The organism is Coriobacteriia bacterium, from assembly GCA_014859305.1.
Taxonomy (GTDB): domain Bacteria; phylum Actinomycetota; class Coriobacteriia; order Anaerosomatales; family Kmv31; genus Kmv31.
In genome coordinates this window covers 1-20034 of record JACUUM010000034.1, presented here as the reverse complement: position 1 = coordinate 20034, position 20034 = coordinate 1, and the positions used below count along the sequence as shown (strand labels likewise).

Sequence of the window (20034 nt, the reverse complement as noted above, 5' to 3'; positions counted from 1 at the left end):
CGTCGCGCCTCGGGAGACGCTACAGACGCTACCTAGTGCGGGCGCCAGGCGCCGCCCCCGGGGCCATGGCCGACCGGCGTCCGACTCGTCCTCGACGGTGGTCCGGTCCGTCCTCTCGATACGTGGCGGCTGCCCTCGAGATAGAACCGCAGGTCGAGCTCGTGCCCGGCGCTCAACCCCACACGCCCGGACATCCGCACCGCCTCCGATGGCAGCGGCGCGTCGAGCACCGCGAGGCGCCCCTCCCCCAGAGGAGCACCGTTGTCCGACAGGTCGACGCCGAGCGCTTGGGCGAGGCGACCCGGACCGCTCGCGACCTCCGTGTCCCGACGCCCGCCGCGCCTCCGCCGCATCTCGTCGACACCGGCCAGCGGCTCGAGTGCGCGGACGAGCACGGCCCCGGCCACACCCTCCGCCTCGCACACGAGGTTGACCATGTGGTGGTTCCCGTACGTGAAGTACACGTACGCCCTCCCCGGCGGCCCGTACATGACCGCGTTGCGGTTCGTGACCCCCTTCGTGGCCGCATGCGACCCCGGGTCGTGCACGCCGAGGTACGCCTCGACCTCCACGATGCGCCCTCCGGTGACGACCCCTCCCGACCTGCTCACCAGCACCTTGCCGAGGAGCTCGGGCGCGACCTCTTCCGTCGGACGGGCGAAGAACGACTCGGGCAACACCCTCGCGTGGGGGAACCGTTCCTCCCACGTCGGCGCGAACGACTCGCGTTCGGGGTCTCCGCCGCCCATGCGATGCACTGGGCTCCCTCCTCCACCGGCGCGTCAGCGAGACGTATCGTACGTCAAGCCGGCCGGTCGACAGTACTGACGATGAACGCTCCGACGAGCGCCGTGTCACGGGGCGTCATGCGATGCGGGACCGCTTGAGCCAACCCGGGACGCCGTCCAGCGGCTGGCAGTTGAGGAGATCGTCGGGCGTCAGGCCGGCGCGGCGGGCGATCGCCACCCCGTAGGACATGAAGTCCATGTGCGCCGAGGAGTGCGCGTCCGTGCCGAGGCAGAACCTCACGCCGAGGCGACTGGCCGCGCGGATGTGCGCGTCGGTCAGGTCGAGGCGGTCGGGGTACGAGTTGATCTCCAGGATCGTCCCGCTCTCCGCCGCCTTGGCGAACAGCGCGTCCAGGTCGAGGTCCATCGGGTCGCGCCGCCCGAGTATGCGCCCCGTGAGGTGCGAGATCACGTCGACGTAGGGGTTCTCCATCGCGCGCAGCAGTCTGTCCGTGAGCTGCTTTCTGGGCTGCCGCATCCCGGCGTGTATCGATGCCAGACAGATATCGAAGCGCGCGAGCACCTCCGGAGCGTAGTCCACCGAGCCGTCGTCGGCGATGTTGAGCTCGATCCCCTTGAGCACACGGGGCGCGCAGCCGTCGCCGTTCACGGCGTCGATCAGCGCCCACTGCTCCTCGAGCTGCTCGACCGACAGGCCGCGCACCATGCGCAGCTCGTATGCGTGGTCGGTCACGGCGACGTACTCGTAGCCCAGCCTCGCGGCCTTCTCCCGGTTCTCCTCCACCGAGGACCGGCTGTCCGTGGACGTCGTGTGGGCGTGCAGCTCGCCGCGGATGTCGCCGAGCTCGACCAGCCGGGGAAGCCGGTGCTCCAGCGCCTCGACCACCTCGCTCGACCCGAGCCGGTACTCGGGCGGCGGCGTGGCCATGCCCAGCGCGGCGTAGACCTCCTCCTCGGTCGCTCCGGCGATGCGCTCCCCGGTCTCGACGCGGAAGACACCGTACTCGCTCACCTTCAGCCCCGCGCGCTTGGCCACCTCGCGGACCCGTACGTTGTGGTCCTTGTTGCCCGTGAAGTACTGCAGCGCGGCGCCCCACGTCTCGGGGCTCACCGCCCGCACGTCGACCTGCAGGCCGCTGGCGGCCAGCACACTCGTCTTCGTACCGCCGCTGCCCAGCACGCGCACGACCATCGGAAGCGAGCGGACCTGCTCCATGACGGCCGAAGGGTCCTCGGCGGCGACGAGGATGTCTATGTCGCCTATGGTCTCCTGCATCCGGCGGATGGAGCCGGCCGGCTCCGCGTGCACGACGCCGGGGAGGCGCCGAAGCTCCTCCGCCATGCGCTCGGCGAGCGGCAGCGCGTCCATCAGCAGGATGCGTTCGTGGTGCGCCTTGGCGCGCTCGATGCCGGCCGCGACGTTCTCGATGGTCTTGGCTCCGAAGCCGGGCAGCCCCTCGAGACGCCCGGCCGCCAGAGCCTCTTCGAGGTCCTCCACCGAGGTCACCTGCAGCTCGTCGTAGAGCAGCCGCGCCCGCTTGGGGCCTACCCCCGGGACCTCCATGACGCGGATGATACCGGGCGCGAACTCCGACTTCACCTGCTCGAACTCGGGGAACGTGCCGCGGTCGAAGATCTCGGCGATCGAGGCGGCCAGCTTCACACCGATGCCGGGCACATCCGTGAGCCGCCCCTCGGCGGCCAGCGCCGAGAGCGGCTCGGGATAGGCGCGGATGCTGTTGGCCGCCTTGTGGTAGGACAGGAAGCGGAACTTGTCGGCGCCGGAGACCTCGAGCAGGTCGCCCATCGTGTCCAGCATCGACGCGACAGCCGCGTTGTCGAACTCGGGCATCCGCGCCTCCCCTCGACGCGACTCGCTCTCGTATGTACCGCTTCCGGCGCCGGCTACTCCGCGGCCAGCGACTCCAGCCACGCCTCGTCGGCGGCGAGCACGTCGCGCCCGCGGGAGAGCTGCGCGCGGACGGCGTCGTGTCCGGTCCCGCCCTCGCTCGTGCGACGCGCGACGGCGCGGTCGACGTCGAGCGCCTCGGAGACGCCGGCGAGCGCGGGGTGTGCCGCGGCGAACTCCTCGGGGGTGAGGTCCTGGAGGGCGATGCCGCGCCGCTCGCACTCCGCCACCAACCTGCCGACGACCTCGTGGGCGTCGCGGAAGGGCACGCCGCGTTCGGCGAGGTGGTCGGCCAGGTCGGTCGCGACCATGAAGCCGCCGAGCGCCGCCCGGCGCATGCGCTCCGAGTTCACCCGCATCGATCCGATCATGCCGTCTGTGGCTCGCAGGCAGTCGCGCAGCGTGTCTATGGCGTCGAAGGCGCTCTCCTTGTCCTCCTGCATGTCCTTGTTGTACGCCAGCGGGAGGCCCTTCAGCATCACGAGCAGCGCCTGCAGGTCCCCCAGCACGCGGCCCGTCTTGCCGCGGACGAGCTCGGCGACGTCGGGGTTCCTCTTCTGGGGCATGATCGAGCTGCCCGTGGAGAACGAGTCGTCCATCGTCACGAAGCCGAACTCCTCGGCCGACCACAGCACGAGCTCCTCGCACAGGCGGCTCAGGTGCACCATCGCGAGCGCGCATGCGTACGTGAGGTCGACGAGGAAGTCGCGGTCGGAGACGGCGTCCAGCGAGTTCGCCGTGACGACCGAGAACCCGAGGGCGTCGGCGACGGCCTGGCGGTCGATCGGGAAGGTCGTGCCGGCGAGCGCCGCCGAGCCCAGCGGCATGGCGTCGGCGGCCTCGCGGGCGTGCCGCAGCCGCGTGACGTCGCGGCTGAGCATCCAGAAGTACGCGAGCAGGTGGTGGCTGAGCAGCACCGGCTGCGCCTTCTGCAGGTGCGTGTAACCGGGCATCACGACGCCGAGGTGCTCCTCGGCCAGGCGCAGGAGCGTCGCCCGCAGGCCGGTGGCGGCCTCTGCGAGCTCGCGGACGGCGTCTCGCGCGTGGATCCGCTCGTCGAGAGCGACCTGGTCGTTGCGCGACCGGGCGGTGTGCAGCCGCCCTCCCGCGGGCCCTGCCTTGTCGATGAGGGCGCGTTCGACCGCCATGTGCACGTCCTCGTCGGCGAGCACGAACTCGAACCTGCCCTCGCGGATCTCGCGGTAGATCTCGGAGAGTCCCCGTTCGATCGCCGCGAGGTCCTCGGGGGGGATGACGCCGGTCGCGGCGAGCATGCGCGCGTGCGCGAGCGAGCCGAGGATGTCCGCCTCCCACATCCGCTTGTCCACCGGCAGCGAGGCGGCGAACTCCTCGACGAACTTGTCGAGCGGCTTGCCGAACCGGCCGCCCCACGGGGTCTTCCTGTCCTCGGGCATGCGCGCCTCCCCGGCGTCGCGGGCGCCTACACCTCGCCCTCGTGGCCGACCTTGCGGCGCTGACGCGCCCAGACCCTCGTCGGCAGGCCCCAGAGCTCGATGAAGCCCTCGGCGGCCTTGTGGTCGAACGTGTCCGCCTCGTCGTAGGTGGCGAGGCCGTAGTCGTAGAGGGAGTACGGCGAGCGGCGGCCGACGGTGGTGCACGAGCCGCGGTAGAAGCGCAAGCGCACGTCGCCGGCGACCAGCTTCTGCGTGCTGTCCAGGAACCCGTCCAGCGCCTCCTTCAGGGGCGAGAACCACAGCCCGTTGTAGACGAGCTCGGCCCATTTCTGCTCCACCCCCAGCTTGTAGTGGAGCACCTCACGCTCCAGGCACAGATCCTCGAGCGCTTTGTGCGCCTGGATGAGCGCGAGCGCGCCGGGCACCTCGTAGACCTCGCGGCTCTTCACGCCGACGAGGCGGTTCTCGATCATGTCGATCCGGCCGAAACCGTTGCGACCCGCGATGCCGTTCATGGCGACGATGATCTCGTGGAAGCTCCTGCCGGCGCCGTCCAGCGCCACCGGGAGCCCGCGCTCGAAGGACAGCTCCACGTACTCGGGCTCGGCGCAGGACTCGCCACGGGCGTCGGAGGTCAGCGTGTAGATGTCCTCGGGGGGCTCGGCCCACGGGTCCTCGAGCACGCCGCACTCTATGGCGCGGCCCCACAGGTTGTCGTCGATGGAGTACGGGCTGGCCTTGGTGGTCGGCACGGGGATGCCGTGGGCGCGCGCGTAGTCCATCTCCGCCTCACGGGTGCACAGGTCCCACTCGCGCACCGGCGCGAGCACCTCGAGGTCGGGGTCGAGCGCCGCGATACCGACCTCGAAGCGTACCTGGTCGTTGCCCTTTCCGGTGCAGCCATGGGCTATGCAGCGCGCGCCGGTGCGGTGGGCCTCGTCCACGAGGTGCTTGACGATGATCGGACGCGACATCGCGGAGAGCAGCGGGTACTTGTTCTCGTAGAGCGCGTTGGCCTTCAGCGCCCGGCTCAGGAAGTCCTCCACGTACTCCTCGCGCACGTCGCGCACGATCGACTCGACCGCGCCTATGTCCAGCGCCTTCAGGCGCACGAACTCGAGGTCCTGGCGCTCCTGGCCCACGTCCACGGCCAGTGCGATCACGTCGAGGTCCCTCACCTCGCGCAGCCACTGGATCGCCACGGACGTGTCCAGCCCACCGGAGTACGCCAGCACGCACCTGTCCTTCGCCACGCGCTTCCCTTCCCTTCCGTCCGAGGACCGCCCGAGCCGCCCTCCCGGCGACCGGCGCCCTAGCGGCGCGGTCTGCCCCGGTACCCGTCGAGCGTGTCCGTCAGCGCCTCGGCGTCGGCGGCCGAGATCGCGAGCACGAGGATCGTGTCGTCTCCGGCCACCGAGCCGAGCACGCCGTCGAGATCGGCCGCGTCCAGCGCCGCCGCCACGCCCGGCGCCGTCCCCGTCGATGCCTTCACCAGCACCAGGTTCTCCGAGCGCACCACGCCGACGACCAGGTCGGCGATCATCCTCTGCAGGTGCAGATCCTCGGCGAGCACGTAGACGCCTTCGGGGAGCTTCCGGACTCCCATCTCCGTGATGTCGCGCGAGACCGTCGCCTGGGTGCACTCGAACCCGGCCGGCTTCAACCGCTCGACGAGCTCCCGTTGCGTGCGGATGCGCTCGCGCCGCACTATCTTGCGGATCTCCTCTTGCCTCTGGGTCCGTCTCCTCATGCCTCGACCCTTCCACGGGGACGTCCCGGCAGACGCCCTCACCCCAACAGAAGCGACAGCAGCGCCTTCTGGGCGTGCAGCCGGTTCTCCGCCTCGTCGAACACGACCGAGCGGGGCGAGTCGATCACCTCGTCGGTCACCTCCTCGCCGCGATGGGCGGGGAGGCAGTGCATGAACAGGGCGTCCTCGGCTGCGCGCTCCATGAGCGCGGCGTCGCAGGTGTAGGCGGCGAAAGCCGCCAGCCGCGTCTCGCGCTCGTCCTCCCGCCCCATCGACGCCCACGTGTCCGTCGCCACGACGTCGGCGCCGGCGACGGCCTCGGCGGGCTCGCGAACGACGCGGAGCCGCGCACCCGTGCGGTTGGCCGAGGCGAGCTCGCGCGCCCGCGCGAGCACGTCCTCGGCGGGCTCGAAGCCCTCGGGCCCCGCGATAGTGACGTCCAGCCCGGTGAGCGCGCCGCCGAGAAGATAGCTGTTGGCCATGTTGTTGCCGTCGCCCACGTAGGCGAAGCGCAAGCCGGCGAGACGGCCTTTGCGCTCCTCGATCGTCAGGAGGTCGGCCAACACCTGGCAGGGGTGGTGGTCGTCGGTCAGCGCGTTGACGACGGGGACCGAGGAGTGCTCCGCGACCTCCTCGAGGTGGCCGTGCGCGGACGTTCGCAGCACGATCGCGTCCACGTAGCGCTCGAGCACCTTGACCGTGTCGTGCACCGTCTCGCTGCGCGAGAAGGCGTCGCCCGGACCGAGCACCACGGGCTGCAGCCCGAGCCTCCCGCAGGCGACCTCGAAGCTCACCCTCGTACGCACCGAGGGCTTCAGGAAGACCAGCGCCGCCGCCTTGCCATTCAGCGGCGCCTCCCGCTCGCCACGGGTCCACCGCGCCTTGTCGGCCGCCGCCCTGTCGAGTACCAGACGCAGTTCCGCGGGCGTGAGGTCCGCCAGGGTCAGAAGGTCGCGCCCCCTCAGGGTGTCGTCGCTCACGACGGGACCTCCGTAAGCAGCTCGTCCAAGGCGGCCAGGAGCGTGTCGATCTCGGGAGTATCGCACGTCAGCGGCGGGAGGAAGCGCAGGATCGAATCGCCGATCGCGTTGAGGACGAACCCCCGGTCGAGCGCCGCGGCGGCGACGCGCTGCGCCACCGGCTCCGCCAGCGTGACCGCGTTCATGAGACCGGCGCCCCGCACCTCGGCGACGCGGCCGTTCCGGGCGGCCAGCCCGCGCAGGCCGGCCCGCAGGTGCTCGCCGGCCCGCACCGCGTTCTCGCCGGTGCGCTCCTCGGCGTGGGCGGCCAGCGCGGCGAGCGCCGCGGCACAGACGACCGGGCCGCCGCCGAAGGTGGAGCCGTGGTCGCCGGGCCCGAACGTCACGGCCACCTCGTCGATCGCCACGAGAGCGCCGACCGGAAGCCCGTTGGCCAGCGACTTGGCGAGCGTCATCACGTGGGGCCGGACGCCGAGGGCCTGGTGCGCGAAGGCCGGACCGGTCCGATAGATGCCGGTCTGCACCTCGTCGAGCATGAGGAGGGCGCCGCGCTCCTCGCACAGCGCGGCGACCCCTTCGAGGTAGCCCGGCTCGCCGGGCCACACCCCGCTCTCACCCAGGATCGGCTCGAGCATCACGGCGCACGTCCGCTCGTCCACGGCTTCCGCCAGCGCCGCGAGGTCGTTGAGCGGCACGTGCGAGAAGCCCGCCGGCAACGGCTCGAACAACTCCTGCTTGCTCGGCTGCCCCGTGGCCGCGAGCGTGGCCAGCGTCCGGCCGTGGAAGCTGCGCTCGATCGTCACGATCCGATGGCACTCGGGCCCTCCGCGTACGCGGCCCCAGGCGCGCGCGAGCTTGATGGCCCCCTCGTTGGCCTCCGCCCCCGAGTTGGCGAAGAAGACCTTGGCGCCTCCGCCGAAGAGCGCGACCAGCGCCTCGGCCAGCTCGGAACGGTGCTCGACGTGGTAGAGGTTCGAGGTCTGGACCAGCCGCGTCATCTGCCGGCACACCGCCTCGGCGACCCGCGGGTGCGCGTGGCCGAGGTTCACCGATCCGATGGCGGCCACGAAGTCCAGGTACTCGCGCCCGTCGTCGCCGGTCAGGCGCATCCCGTGCCCGCTCGCGAAGAGCACCGGCTTGCGCGCGTAGGTGGGCATGTGGAACGACGCGTCCAACGCCGCGGTCCGCTCGTAGGCGGCGCCCATGTCTACGACACCGCCTCGGCCGGAGCGCCTTCCGCGCCCTCGTTCAGCGTGATCATCGTGCCGACGCCCTCGTCGGTGTAGACCTCGAGCAGCAGCGCGTGCGGGATGGTGCCGTTGAGGATGTGTGCGCGACCCACGCCGGCTCGCAGGGCGAGCGTGCATGCCCTGACCTTCGGGATCATCCCCGAGGTCAGCTCCCCGGCCGCGATCATCTCCTCGGCCTCGGCGAGCGTGAGCGCGCTGATGAGCGACGCCTTGTCGTCGAAGTCCCGGTACAGACCGTCCACGTCCGTCAGGAAGATGACCTTGTCGCTCCCGAGCGCCGCGGCCATCTCGCTTGCGACGATGTCGGCGTTGATGTTGAAGCTGCCGTCCTCGCCGGCACCGACGGAGGCGATGATCGGCACGAAGCCGTCCTCTATGAGGTTCGCCACCACCGTGGTGTCGACCGAGGCGACCTCCCCTGCGCGCCCGAGCTCGGCCGAGACCTGCCGCCCGCGGATGAGGTTGGCGTCGTCCCCGGCGATCCCGACGGCGAGGCGCCCGTGCGAGTTGACCGCCGCGACGAGCTCCTTGTTCACCTTGCCTACGAGCACCATCTTGACGACCTCCATGGCTTCCGGCGAGGTCACGCGCAGACCGCCGACGAACTCGACCGGAAGACCGAGGCGCTCCATGTAGGCCGTTATGTCAGGACCCCCTCCGTGCACGATCACGGGGTTGATGCCGACGAGCTTCATGAGCACGATGTCGGACGCGACGGACTCCCGCAGCTCCGGGTCGGTCATCGCCGCGCCACCGTACTTGATGACGACCGTCTTCCCCCAGGTCCGCTTGATGTAGGGCAGCGCCTCCGTGAGCGTCCGCGCCTTGTCGAGCAGGTCGATCACCGCAGGGCCTCCTCGCTGCTCTGAGACGGCTTCAGCCGGTCGTACTCGGCGTTGATGCGCACGTACTCGTAGGACAGGTCGCAGGTCAGCGCCGTGAACTCCTCTCGGCCGACGTGCAGGTCGACGAGTATCTCGACCTCTTCGCCGGCCAGCGCGGAGGCCGCCTCCTCGGCGTCGAAGGGCACACCGGCACCGGCTTTCGCCGTCGTCACACCGCCGAAGACGACCTCGATGGCCGAGGCGTCCACGCGCGCCCCGGAGGCTCCAACGGCGGAGACGACGCGGCCCCAGTTCGGGTCGCCGCCGAAGAGCGCGCACTTCACCAGCGGCGACTCCGCCACGGCCATGGCTGCGAGCCGGGCGTCCGCCTCGCTCGCCGCGCCCCGGACGCGCACCGCGGCTGTCTTGGTGGCACCCTCGCCGTCGCGCACGATCATCCGAGCCAGCTCGCGGCACGCGTGCAGGACCCCCGCGGCGACCGCCTCGTGCGCGAGGCCGCGGGGCCCTATCGGCTCGCCGCCCGCCGCGCCGTTGGCCATGAGAAGCGCCATGTCGTTGGTCGATGTCTCACCGTCGACCGTGATGCGGTTGAAGGTGGCGTCCACGGCCGCCCGCAGCGCCGCGTCGCACGCCTCCGGGGTCAGAGGCGCATCCGTGGTGACGAAGGCGAGCATGGTGGCCATGTCCGGGCGGATCATGCCCGAGCCCTTCGCCATCCCGCCGATCGTGTAGCGCCTCCCCTGTGCCTCGACGCTCACGCCCGTCTGCTTGGGGAAGGTGTCTGTGGTCATGATCGCCTCGGCTGCGGCGTCGCCGGTGGCGTTGTCGAGCCCCGCGGCCGCGGAGCGGATGCCCGGAAGCAGCATCTCCATGGGCAGGGGAACGCCGATGACCCCGGTGGATGCGACGGCGACGTCCGTGGGCTGCACCTGGAGCGCCTCGGCGGCCTCGCGCGCCATCGAACGCGCGTCGGAGATGCCGCGCTCGCCGGTGCACGCGTTGGCGTTGCCCGCGTTGCCGACGACCGCGCGAAGGGTCCCGTCGAGCAGGTGCTCACGCGTGACGCGGATCGGCGCGGCGACCACCGCGTTGCTCGTGTAGACCGCGGCCGCCGAACACGCGCGCTCGCTCGCGAGCAGCGCCACGTCGCGGCGGCCCGAACGCTTCAGGCCCGCGCATACGCCGGAGGCCAGGAAGCCTCTCGGCGCCGTCACCCCGCCCTCGGCGTACGCCATCCCCAGGTCCTCGTCCACGTCTCCCCTTCCGTTCCGCTCCGGCCCCGGTCGCGCCCGACGGCACTAGACCACCGGGACGGGCGTCATCAGCCCCTCGGTCTCGGGCAGACCCAGCGCGAGATTGGCGCACTGGACCGCCTGGCCCGACGTGCCCTTCACCAGGTTGTCGATCGCGCAAGCCGCTATCAGCACGCCGGCTCGCTCGTCGACGGCGAGCCCGACGTGGGCCCGGTTGCTCCCCCGCACCTCGAGGGTGGAGGGCATCCGCCCGTCGGGGTGCACGGTGACGAACGGCTCGGAGGAGTACGACGAGTAGGCCTCGCGAACCTCCGCCGCCGTCACGCCGGGACGCAGCGGCACGTAGACCGTCGAGAGCAGGCCGCGCGTCATCGGCACGAGGTGCGGCGCGAACGCCGCGCGCACCTCGACCCCTGCCGCCGCGCTCAGTCCTTGCTCGATCTCGGGGGTATGCCGATGGGACGCCACGCTGTACGGCGCGGCCGACTCGTTCACGGCGGGGAAGTGCGTCGCCGACCCGGCTCCGCGCCCCGCTCCCGACACGCCGGACTTGGCGTCCACGGTCACCCTGTCGCCGTCGAGCAGTCCCGCCTGCAGCGCGGGCGCGGCGGCTATGAGGGTCGCGGTCGGGTAGCAGCCCGGGCAGGCCACCAGCGTGGCGCCGGGCAGTCCCGAGCGGTCCAGCTCCGGCAGCCCGTAGACCGCCGAGGAGAGCAGCTCGGGCACCTCGTGCCGGACGCCGTACCACCGCTCGTACGCGGCCGCGTCCTTGAGTCGGAAGTCCGCCGACGCGTCCACGACGGTGACGCCGGCGGCGAGCAACCGAGGAGCGATCGCCATCGCCGCGGTGTGCGGCACCGCCAGGAAGGCCACCTGAGCGCGAGCGGCGACCGCCTCGGTGTCGGGCTCGACGAGGACGAGGTCGGTCAGGCCGGTGAGCGCCGGATAGAGCTCGTCCAGGCGCCGGCCGGCGTCGGCGCCCGAGGTGACGACGACCGGACGCATCGTTGGGTGGGCGAGCAGGAGCCGCACGAGCTCGATGCCCGCGTAGCCGGCCGCTCCTATGACCGCCACATCCGTCATCACAGCTCCGTACCGTTCCAGTGGTAGCGGAACTATACTACTCTAGAGTATATCGGTCAAACAATATGCGAAATGAAGGAGAGTATGACGTTCTCTATCCCGCGGAGCCGAGCCCGGCCGTCAACCCCTCAACTCGCCGCCGACGGCGGCGGAGACCTTGCGCACCACCTTGTCGTGCAGCGGGCGCACCTCGTCGTCGGTGAGCGTTCGGTCCGTGGCCTGGTACGTCAGCGAGAACGCGACGCTCTTGCGTCCCTTCGGCACGCCCGCCCCCGTGTAGACGTCGAAGAGGCGCGCGGAGCGGAGCAGGTCACCGCCGGCCGAGAGGATGGCCTTCTCGATGCGCTCGGCCGTCACCTCGACCGGGACGACGAGCGCTATGTCCAGCATCACTCCGGGGTAGCGCGGGATCTCCCCGTACGTTCGCGAGCGCGTGGCGACCTTGAGGAGCTGCGGCACGGACAACTCCAACGCGACCACGGGCGCGGCTGCCTGGAACGCGGCGAGCACCTCGGGGTGCACCTCGCCCAACCAGCCCACTACGTCGCCGTCGGCGACCACGTGAGCCGCCCGGCCCGGCTGCAGCCACGGCAGCTCCACGACGCCCTCGGGCGCGCGAAAGCGCCGGCGCCGCACGCCCAGCTCCTCGGCGAGCGTGGCGATGACACCCTTGCCGTCGAAGAAGTCCAGCGGGACGGCCGGGTCGTTCCAGCTCGGCGGGTTCCATCGCCCCGCCAACACCGCGCCCAGCGTCTCGCGCTCCTTGGGAAGCTTACGGCCCTCGGCGGTCACGAAGACCCTCCCGATCTCGAAGAGCTGCACGTCCTCCACCCCTCGGCGCTGGTTGTAGCTCACCGATCGCAGCAGGTTGCCCAGCAGCGTCGTCCGCATCACGGCCTGTTCTGCGGACATCGGGTTCGTTATCGCGACGGGGACCTCTCCCGGACCGAGCGCCATCCTCAGGCGACCGAGGTCCTCCGCCGAGGTGAACGCGTAGGTCATCGTCTCGTTCAGGCCCGCGGCGCGCATCGCGAACGTGATGCGCCGCCGCCACGTCTGCTCGTCGCTGAGGCCTCCGACGTGGCCCCGGCCCGTCGGCAAGGTGCCCGGCACGCGCTCCATGCCCCACACGCGCACGACCTCCTCCACGAGGTCGATCTCGCGCTCCACGTCGGGCCGGTAGGTGGGTACCGTGACCCGCAGAGTCTCGCCCTCCGCCACCACTCCCATACCGAGCCTGCCGAGGACGGAGGCCACCTCGTCGCCCGGGATGTCCACGCCGAGGACCACCTTGAGCCGCGGCAACCGCAGCGGCAGCTCGAGGGGCATCGCCACGGCCGGGTATGCGTCGACCACGCCCGGCGCCACCTCGCCGTCGGCGACCTCGGCGATGAGGGCGGCCGCGCGGTCCGCGGCCGCCGCGCAGCCGTTGGGGTCGACGCCCCTCTCGAACCGCAGCGACGCCTCGGAGATGAGGCCGAGCGAGCGGCTGGTACGCCCGACGGAAGCCGGCTTGAAGGCGGCCGACTCCAGGAGCACGTCGCTCGTGCCCTCGGTGACCTCGGTCTCGGAACCCCCCATCACGCCCGCCAGCGCCACGGCGCCCTCGGGGTCGGCGATGACGAGCGTCTCCGGCGAGAGCGCGCGGTCCTGCCCGTCCAGCGTCGTGAGGCGCTCTCCCTCACGCGCCCGTCGCACGACTATCGCAGCCCTGCCCCCCGAACGCCCGATGGTGCCGGCGTCGAAGGCGTGCAGCGGCTGCCCGAGCTCGAACATGACGTAGTTGGTGACGTCGACGACGTTGTTGATCGGCCGGGCGCCCGCGGCCAGCACCCGGTCCGCCAGCCACTTCGGGGACGGGCCCACCTTCACACCGCGGATGAGGCGCGCCGCGTAGCGTGGGCAGAGCGCCCCATCCTCGATCGTGACGCCCACGGCCTTCTCGGCGGGATCGCCCGATTCCTCGGGGACCGACGCGGGCCACTGCGCCGGCACGCCGAGGACCGCGCCGATCTCCCGGGCCACTCCCGCGATGCTCAAGCAGTCGGGCCGGTTCGGCGTGATCTCGAGCTCGACCACGCCCCGGCGCGTCCCCAGGTACTCGGAGAGGTCCGCGCCGACAGGGGCGTCGGGCGGCAGGATGAGCAGCCCGGACGCCTCCCCGGGGAGGCCGAGCTCGGGCGCGGAGCACATCATGCCCTCGCTCTCGACGCCGCGCAGCTTCGCCCGCTTGACGGACACCCCTCCGGGGAGCGTGGTGCCGGCCGGCGCCACGGGCACGAGATCGCCCTCGGCGAAGTTCGTGGCGCCGCACACGATGTGCAGCGGATCGCCCGTACCCACGTCCACCTCGCAGTAGCTCAGCCGGTCGGCCCGCAGGTGGGGCCCGCACGAGAGAACGCGGCCCACGAGGACGCCCTCGAGGTACTCGCCGGTCACGTGCACCGCCTCCACCTTGGTGCCCGTCATGTCGAGGCGGTCCACGAGTTCCTCGAGGGGCACGTCGACACGCACGAGCTCCCGCAGCCACTCAAGCGGAACGAGCATCCGTCCTCCTACCAGATGGGCCGGGGCGCCGGGGCCCCGGCGGAGCCTCAGAACTGCCGCAGGAACCTCATGTCGCCCTCGACGAGCATCCGCAGGTCGGGGATGTCGTAGCGCAGCGCGGCGATGCGCTCCACGCCCATGCCGAAGGCGAAGCCGGTGTGGCGCTCCGGATCCACGTTCACGAACCCGAAGACGTTGGGGTCGACCATCCCGCAGCCCATGATCTCCAGCCAGCCGGTGTTGCCGCAGAACCGGCATCCCGAGCCGGCGCATATGCCGCACGAGACGTCCACCTCGGCGGAGGGCTCGGTGAACGGGAAGAAGTGCGGCCGGAAGCGCGTCACCCGGTCGGGACCGAACATGGCCTTGCAGAACGCCTCCAGCGTGCCCTTGAGGTCGGCGAAGGTGACGCCCTCGTCGACGGCCAGCCCCTCGATCTGCGTGAACTGCGGCAGGTGGCTCGGGTCCGGGACGTCCCGACGGAACACCTTCCCCGGAGCCACTACGTAGACAGGCGGTTCGACCTGCTCCATCACCCGGATCTGCACCGGGCTCGTCTGGGTGCGAAGCAAGACGTCGGACTCTCCGGCCACCGCCGCCCTCACCCCGGACATGTCCTCGACGTAGAAGGTGTCGGCGAGGCCGCGGGCAGGGTGGTCGGGCGGCGTGTTGAGAGCGGTGAAGTTGTAATAGTCCAGCTCGACCTCGGGACCTTCGGCGATCCGGTAGCCGAGGCCGACGAAGAAGTCCTCTATCTCCTCGGCGATAGCGCTGATGAGGTGCCTGTGGCCGACGGGGCGACGGCGTGCCGGAAGCGTCACGTCCACGGACTGCTCGGAGTACCTGCGCTGCAGCGCCTCGGCTTCCAGCACCCGGCGCCTGCTCTCCAGCGCCGTCTCGAGCGCCTGGCGCACCTCGTTACCCGCCTTGCCGGCCGCCGGCCGCTCCTCGGCGGGCAGCGTGCCGAGCCCGCGCAGCACGCCGGTGAGGGAGCCCTTCTTCCCCAGCAACGCCACCCGGGCCGCATCGAGCGCGCCGAGGTCGGGCGCCGAGGCGATCGCCTCCAGCCCGCCCCGCTCCAGCTCCTTCAGGTCCTCCACGATCGACATGCGGACTCTCCCGTCGTGCTCCCGGTCCAAGAGAAAGGGAGCCGCTCCCGTCCATCCAAGGACGGGAGACGGCTCCCGCGGTACCACCCTGGTTGGCCCCGCTCGCGCGGAACCCGCTCCCATCGCAGGAGGAAGGCCTCCTACGCCGCCCTCTCGTGCGGCCGGCCCTGTATCGGGGGCTCCGGCTCCCCTACTCGCGCGCCGGCCCTGACCGGCCGGCGCGCCTTCAGTTCGCGGCTGCTGGAGTGAACCGCCGGCGCCGGCCGCCGGGACCCTCCCAGTCTCGGGGTCCCTCCCTGCAGGCGGCCCGTCGGAGCCGGCGCATCTCCGTCATCGCCTCTGGCTATCGAGTTGACCTGGGAGTGTACCACCACGCAGCGAGGCAAGGAAGTGCGCGGCCCGCCCCGCGGGCAGGACCGCGACGCATACGCCGAGCACCCGCTCTCGGGGCACCGGGTCCAGGTCGGGAACGGGATTGGCGTCCCCGCGTGTCTCGAACCGGCCGTCCGGCAGCTCCCGGACGATGCGGTGCAGCACGCCGCCGGGCCACCCCTCCTTGTCGAAGAGCACGATGTCTCCCGGCCCCACGCCACGTGCCCCCTGGCGTAATACGCAGACGTCTCCCGGGAGCAGGGCTGGAGCCATCGAGCCCCCTCGGACCGTTCGCAGGCTCCACGGACCGGCCGTCATGGCGAGCCCCATCAGGACCCCGGGCAGGAGCGCGGCAGCGCGTGCGAGACGCCGGCGGTGGCGGACGACTTCGGCCATCAGCGCGACTGCTCCGCGTCGACGTAGACGGTGACCTTGCAGTAGTCGCCGGCCAACGAGTTGCCGGCCTCGGCCGGGAGCCCGAGAGCGAAGCGCATCTCGGCTCGCCTCCCCGGCTGCAGTGCCACGGGTGCGGTGCGCAGCGTGGAGAGCGGCCCGTCGTAGAGCACGGCGTCGCCTTCGGTCACCCGGCACGTGAGGGCGTTGAAGAACTCAGTGATCCCCGCCTTCTTCGCCAGGGTGACGACGACGTTGACCGGCAGGTCACCGTCATTGGCGACGTGCAGCGGCCGCACGGCGGTCGTGCCCGGTGCGAGGCCGTCCACGCTCAGGGCGGCGGTCGGCTCAGCCGAGACCTTGACGATGCCGGCCCGGATGATGTTGTCGGGTACCTGCGCCTGGCCGGTGAAGTACGCTCCGGCACCCAGCGTCAGCGCGAGCAGGGCGGCGCAAGCGGGCAGGATCCAGCGTCTCATTCCGATCTCCCCTCGGTAGGTGCCGTCCGAGGGGTGGACGGCGGCTCCATTCGATGCCGCGGCGCCGCCGATGATGACGGCCGGCCCTTACCGGGTTCCTACCGGCCTCTATCCCCCCCTTTGCCGCCCGCAGTCCTTCAGCGACGGGCCCGCCACATCGACAGGAAGATGGACAGGAAGAACCAGACCCCGATGCCCGCGGCGCCGAACAGCATCACACCGGAGACCCACAGGAACCACCCCGGCAGCTCGGCCGTGCGCAGGATGAGCGAGAACCCGACCACGAAAGCGCCGATCACGACCGCGAAGGCCAGCCGGTTCACCATCTCCCGAAGCTGCTCGACGATCCGATCGAACCCCTCGGGGCGCACCTCGACGCCGAGCTCCCCGTCGGCCGCTCGCCGCATCAGGCGGTTGAGCGACTCGGGGAGGTCCATGAGCAGGCGGTTCATGTGCCGTAGCGACCGCGCGAGGGCTCGCCCGACGTTGGCAGGGGCGAAGCGCTCCCTCGCCACGCGCGCAGCGAAGGGGCGAGCCGCGTCGACGACGTTGAACTCGGGGTCGAGGGCCACGGCGACGCCCTCGAGCGTGGCGAACGTCGTGATCAGCAGCGTGAGCTCGGAAGGCACGCGCAGGCGCGCCTCGTAGACCACCCGCATGACCTCGTACGCCACGACTGAGATGCGCACCTCCCCCAACGCGGACTCGAAGTAGCGGGCGTACATGCGGGCGATCGCGCTGTCCAGGATCTGCCGGTCCGTCTCCCTGTCGGCCACGCCGATCTCCAGAAGCAGGTCCGCGACCTCGCGCTCGTCACGGTCGATCAGCGCGAGGAACAGGTCCGCGAACCGCGTGCGCATCCAGGACGAGACCGTGCCCATCCGGCCGAAGTCCGTGAACCCCAGGTCCCCCTCGGGGGTGACGATCAGGTTGCCGGGATGGGGGTCGGCGTGGAAGAAGCCGTCCTCGAACATCTGCTTGAAGTACGCCGAGGTCCCCCTTCGCGCGATCTCCGCCGGCTCGAACCCCGCCGCTCGAAGCGCCTCGACGTCGTCGACCTTGATGCCGCGCAGGCGCTCCAGCGTGAGGACCCGCCGCGACGTCCGCTCCCAGTCCACCGCCGGCACGCGCACCCCCGGGTACCCCCGGAAGTTCTCCCGGAACCGCTCGGCGCTGCGGGCTTCGCGCAGGTAGTCGAGCTCTCCGCTGAGCACGCGCTCGAACTCCTCGGCATTCTCGACCAGGCCGTACCGCCTCCCCCAGTGCGTCGCGCGCTCGGCGAAGGCCGCCTGCTGGTGGACGATGTCGAAATCCGCCCGCATGACGGCGGCGATCCCGGGGCGCTGCACCTTCACCACGACATCCGAGCCGTCGGGCAGGACCGCGACGTGGACCTGGCCGATGGAGGCCGCTGCGATCGGCTCCGGGTCGAAGACGGCGAACAGCTCGGTCAGGGGAGCGCCGAGGTCCTCCTCGATCACCGCTCGCACGCGCTCGAACGCCACGGGCGTCACGTCGTCCTGGAGCTTGACGAGCTCGGCCAGGAACTCCGGCGGGACGAGATCGGGCCGCGTCGACAGGAGCTGACCGATCTTGACGAACGTCGGGCCGAGCCGCTCCAGCACCCGGCGCGCGCGCTCCTCCACGGACGCCGTGAGGTCGCGCCGACGGCGCAGGCGGGGGACGAACCGGGAGAACCCGGCCTGTGCCGCGAGGTACTCGAATCCCTCGTCGAACAGGACCGCCGCGATCTCCCGGTAGCGCCTCAGGTTCCCGTGTCGGAGAAGGCTCGGCATCGCGGGGGCCGAGGAGCGGCGTCTACGGTGCCATGTCGGGAGGCAGGTCGCCGGAGGGCTGCTCCGGGGCCTCCAGCACGTGGGCCTCGGTCTCCTCGGCGCGAAGGGCGGCGATCGCCGCCTCGAGACGCCGGACGTCTTCCTTGGTGGCGACATCGGCCTGCATCAGCAAGCTCCTGAGCTCCTCGCGCACCGCGTCTCGGATCGCGCTCCTCTCCCGGGTGCCGCGGTCGCGCATCTTCTCGACGACCTCGCGCGCCTCCTCGCGGCTGACGCGGCCGCGGTCCACGAGGTCCTCCACCGTCTTGTCGACCTTCTCCCTCGTGTAGGACGCGACCCCGAGTCCGAACAGGAACGCCTGCTCCATGAGGTCCATGACGCCTTCCCGCTTCTCCATCATGCGACACCTCCGCGACGGCTCTCGGTCATGCGCGGGCGACGGCATGAGGAGCGGCCACACGGTTCGGCCACGCCCGCTAGCAGGAGTATCACCGAAAGGGGGACGGCTCTACCAAAAGGAGAAGCCCCGGGAACGCGGGCCCGGGCACGATCGGCGCAGCAGCCGGCACGGCACGCCGCTACGCGGTCAGCTTCTCCTTTGCGAGCTCGACGAGCTTGGCGAAAGACGCCGGGTCGTTGACCGCCATGTCGGACAGCACCTTGCGATCCAGACCCACCTCGGCTCTCTTCAGCCCGTTCATGAAGGTGGAGTACGACATACCGTTCACGCGGGCGCCCGCGTTGATGCGCGCGATCCATAGCCGGCGGATCTCGCGCTTCTTGTTGCGGCGGTCGCGGTAGGCGTACTGCAACGAGTGCTGGACCTGCTCCTTGGCCACACGATAGCTGCGGCTCTTCGCGCCGTAGTACCCCTTCGCCCGACCCAGGACGGTCCGGCGCTTCTTCTTCGCGCTGACCGCGCGTTTGACCCTAGGCATCGTCTATCACTCCTCGTGGTGTCGGAGGGGGCGCTATCGTCCGAGAAGCCGCTTGACGCGCGGCTCGTCCGCCGGCGCCACGAACGAGTCCTGGCGGAAGCCGCGCTTACGCTTAGGGCTCTTCTTGGTGAGGATGTGGCTGGAGAACGCGTTGCCGCGCCTGATCTTCCCGGTCCCGGTCAGCTTGAAGCGCTTCGCGGACCCCTTGTGCGTCTTCATCTTCGGCATCGCGGTGCTCCTCTTCTTCGCGCCGGGCCCGTCACTGCGGTGCCGACTTCTCGACGGTCTCGGCCTCCGACGACCCGTCGCTTCCGCCGCCCTCGGCCTTGGCCTCCTTGGCCGGCTCCTTCTTGACGGGCTGCAGCAGCATGTGCAGGTTGCGCCCTTCGAGCTTGGGGTCGCTCTCGATCGTGGCCAACTCCGCGACCTCCCCGGCGAGCCGCTCGAGGATCTCGAGTCCCCGCTCGGGATGGACCATCTCCCTGCCCCTGAACATGATCGTGACCTTGACCTTGGCACCCGCCTCCAGGAAGCGCACCACGTGGCGTTTCTTCGTCTCGTAGTCGTGCTTGTCGATCTTGGGGCGGAACTTTATCTCCTTGACCTGTACCGTCGTCTGGTGCTTGCGCGCGCGCTTCGCCTTGATGTCCTGCTCGTACTTGTACTTGCCGTAGTCCATGATCCTTGCCACCGGCGGGTCGCCGGTGGGCGCGACCTCCACCAGGTCCAGGTTCTGGTCGTCGGCGATACGCTGGGCGTCCTCCGTCGCGAAGATCCCGAGTTGGGACCCGTCTACGCCGATGAGACGCAACCGCGGCGCCCGGATCCGCTCGTTCACGCGAGGCTCGTTGTTTATGGCATCCACCTCCGCCTTGGATCTCGGCCGCCTCGGATAGCGGCCTGACTAGAAAGAATCCCGGCGGCGCTCGCGCACCACCGGGTCGTCGGACGGAGGTACCGGGACGGCCCCCCTTGGCTCCTCTTCGACCAGGCAGCTGCGCCGCGCGCGCCGCTCAGGTGGGGACCGCGCATCGGCGGCAGCTGAAGGGGTCCCGCTTGGCTCCTATTCGATTGGCTGGCAGAGTATACCCGCCGGTACGTCCCGTGTCCAACGACCCGCGCCGCGGGATCGCGCCTCATCGCGACCCCGCCAGCTGCCTCTCGAA

General features: G+C 70.9%; 19 protein-coding genes. All 19 read right to left on the bottom strand.

What is annotated here, in order from left to right; translation table 11 throughout:
• Positions 1-32: 32 nt before the first annotated feature.
• Entirely contained in the window at positions 33-749 is a 717-nt protein-coding gene (locus IBX62_07565; protein MBE0476936.1) for a DNA-3-methyladenine glycosylase, read from the bottom strand.
• Positions 750-864: 115 nt separating this feature from the next.
• A complete protein-coding gene (gene polX / locus IBX62_07560) occupies positions 865-2601 on the bottom strand; it encodes a DNA polymerase/3'-5' exonuclease PolX (protein MBE0476935.1) in 1737 nt (578 codons plus the stop codon).
• A gap of 53 nt (positions 2602-2654) precedes the next feature.
• The gene (gene argH, locus IBX62_07555) at positions 2655-4073 is read right to left on the bottom strand and encodes an argininosuccinate lyase (GenBank protein ID MBE0476934.1); all 1419 of its coding nucleotides are present in this window, start codon (positions 4071-4073) and stop codon (positions 2655-2657) included.
• Between the two features lie 26 nt (positions 4074-4099).
• Positions 4100-5326: an argininosuccinate synthase gene (locus IBX62_07550; GenBank protein ID MBE0476933.1), complete on the bottom strand. Its 1227-nt coding sequence runs from the start codon at positions 5324-5326 to the stop codon at positions 4100-4102.
• 59 nt (positions 5327-5385) lie between these two features.
• Complete coding sequence (locus IBX62_07545; protein ID MBE0476932.1) at positions 5386-5823, bottom strand: ArgR family transcriptional regulator; 438 nt, start codon at positions 5821-5823, stop codon at positions 5386-5388.
• Between the two features lie 38 nt (positions 5824-5861).
• On the bottom strand, positions 5862-6803 hold the full coding sequence (gene argF, locus IBX62_07540) for an ornithine carbamoyltransferase (protein MBE0476931.1): 942 nt from the start codon (positions 6801-6803) through the stop codon (positions 5862-5864).
• On the bottom strand, positions 6800-8008 hold the full coding sequence (locus IBX62_07535; protein MBE0476930.1) for an acetylornithine/succinylornithine family transaminase: 1209 nt from the start codon (positions 8006-8008) through the stop codon (positions 6800-6802). The genes argF and IBX62_07535 overlap by 4 nt, the downstream gene beginning before the upstream one ends.
• A 2-nt stretch (positions 8009-8010) precedes the next feature.
• On the bottom strand, positions 8011-8898 hold the full coding sequence (gene argB, locus IBX62_07530) for an acetylglutamate kinase (GenBank protein MBE0476929.1): 888 nt from the start codon (positions 8896-8898) through the stop codon (positions 8011-8013).
• Entirely contained in the window at positions 8895-10133 is a 1239-nt protein-coding gene (gene argJ / locus IBX62_07525) for a bifunctional glutamate N-acetyltransferase/amino-acid acetyltransferase ArgJ (GenBank protein ID MBE0476928.1), read from the bottom strand. The genes argB and argJ overlap by 4 nt, the downstream gene beginning before the upstream one ends.
• A 63-nt stretch (positions 10134-10196) precedes the next feature.
• Entirely contained in the window at positions 10197-11234 is a 1038-nt protein-coding gene (locus IBX62_07520) for an N-acetyl-gamma-glutamyl-phosphate reductase (protein ID MBE0476927.1), read from the bottom strand.
• Between the two features lie 120 nt (positions 11235-11354).
• Entirely contained in the window at positions 11355-13781 is a 2427-nt protein-coding gene (locus tag IBX62_07515) for a phenylalanine--tRNA ligase subunit beta (protein MBE0476926.1), read from the bottom strand.
• 47 nt (positions 13782-13828) lie between these two features.
• Entirely contained in the window at positions 13829-14890 is a 1062-nt protein-coding gene (pheS, locus tag IBX62_07510; protein MBE0476925.1) for a phenylalanine--tRNA ligase subunit alpha, read from the bottom strand.
• Between the two features lie 330 nt (positions 14891-15220).
• Complete coding sequence (locus IBX62_07505; GenBank protein MBE0476924.1) at positions 15221-15658, bottom strand: signal peptidase I; 438 nt, start codon at positions 15656-15658, stop codon at positions 15221-15223.
• Positions 15658-16134: a hypothetical protein gene (locus IBX62_07500; GenBank protein MBE0476923.1), complete on the bottom strand. Its 477-nt coding sequence runs from the start codon at positions 16132-16134 to the stop codon at positions 15658-15660. The genes IBX62_07505 and IBX62_07500 overlap by 1 nt, the downstream gene beginning before the upstream one ends.
• 137 nt (positions 16135-16271) lie before the next feature.
• Positions 16272-17930 (bottom strand): AarF/ABC1/UbiB kinase family protein, encoded by a 1659-nt coding sequence (locus IBX62_07495; GenBank protein ID MBE0476922.1) that lies wholly within the window; start codon positions 17928-17930, stop codon positions 16272-16274.
• 22 nt (positions 17931-17952) lie between these two features.
• Entirely contained in the window at positions 17953-18330 is a 378-nt protein-coding gene (locus tag IBX62_07490) for a polyhydroxyalkanoate synthesis regulator (GenBank protein ID MBE0476921.1), read from the bottom strand.
• Positions 18331-18508: 178 nt separating this feature from the next.
• Positions 18509-18868 (bottom strand): 50S ribosomal protein L20, encoded by a 360-nt coding sequence (gene rplT / locus IBX62_07485; GenBank protein MBE0476920.1) that lies wholly within the window; start codon positions 18866-18868, stop codon positions 18509-18511.
• Positions 18869-18901: 33 nt separating this feature from the next.
• On the bottom strand, positions 18902-19096 hold the full coding sequence (rpmI, locus tag IBX62_07480) for a 50S ribosomal protein L35 (protein MBE0476919.1): 195 nt from the start codon (positions 19094-19096) through the stop codon (positions 18902-18904).
• Between the two features lie 31 nt (positions 19097-19127).
• Complete coding sequence (locus tag IBX62_07475; GenBank protein ID MBE0476918.1) at positions 19128-19733, bottom strand: translation initiation factor IF-3; 606 nt, start codon at positions 19731-19733, stop codon at positions 19128-19130.
• Positions 19734-20034: the final 301 nt, after the last annotated feature.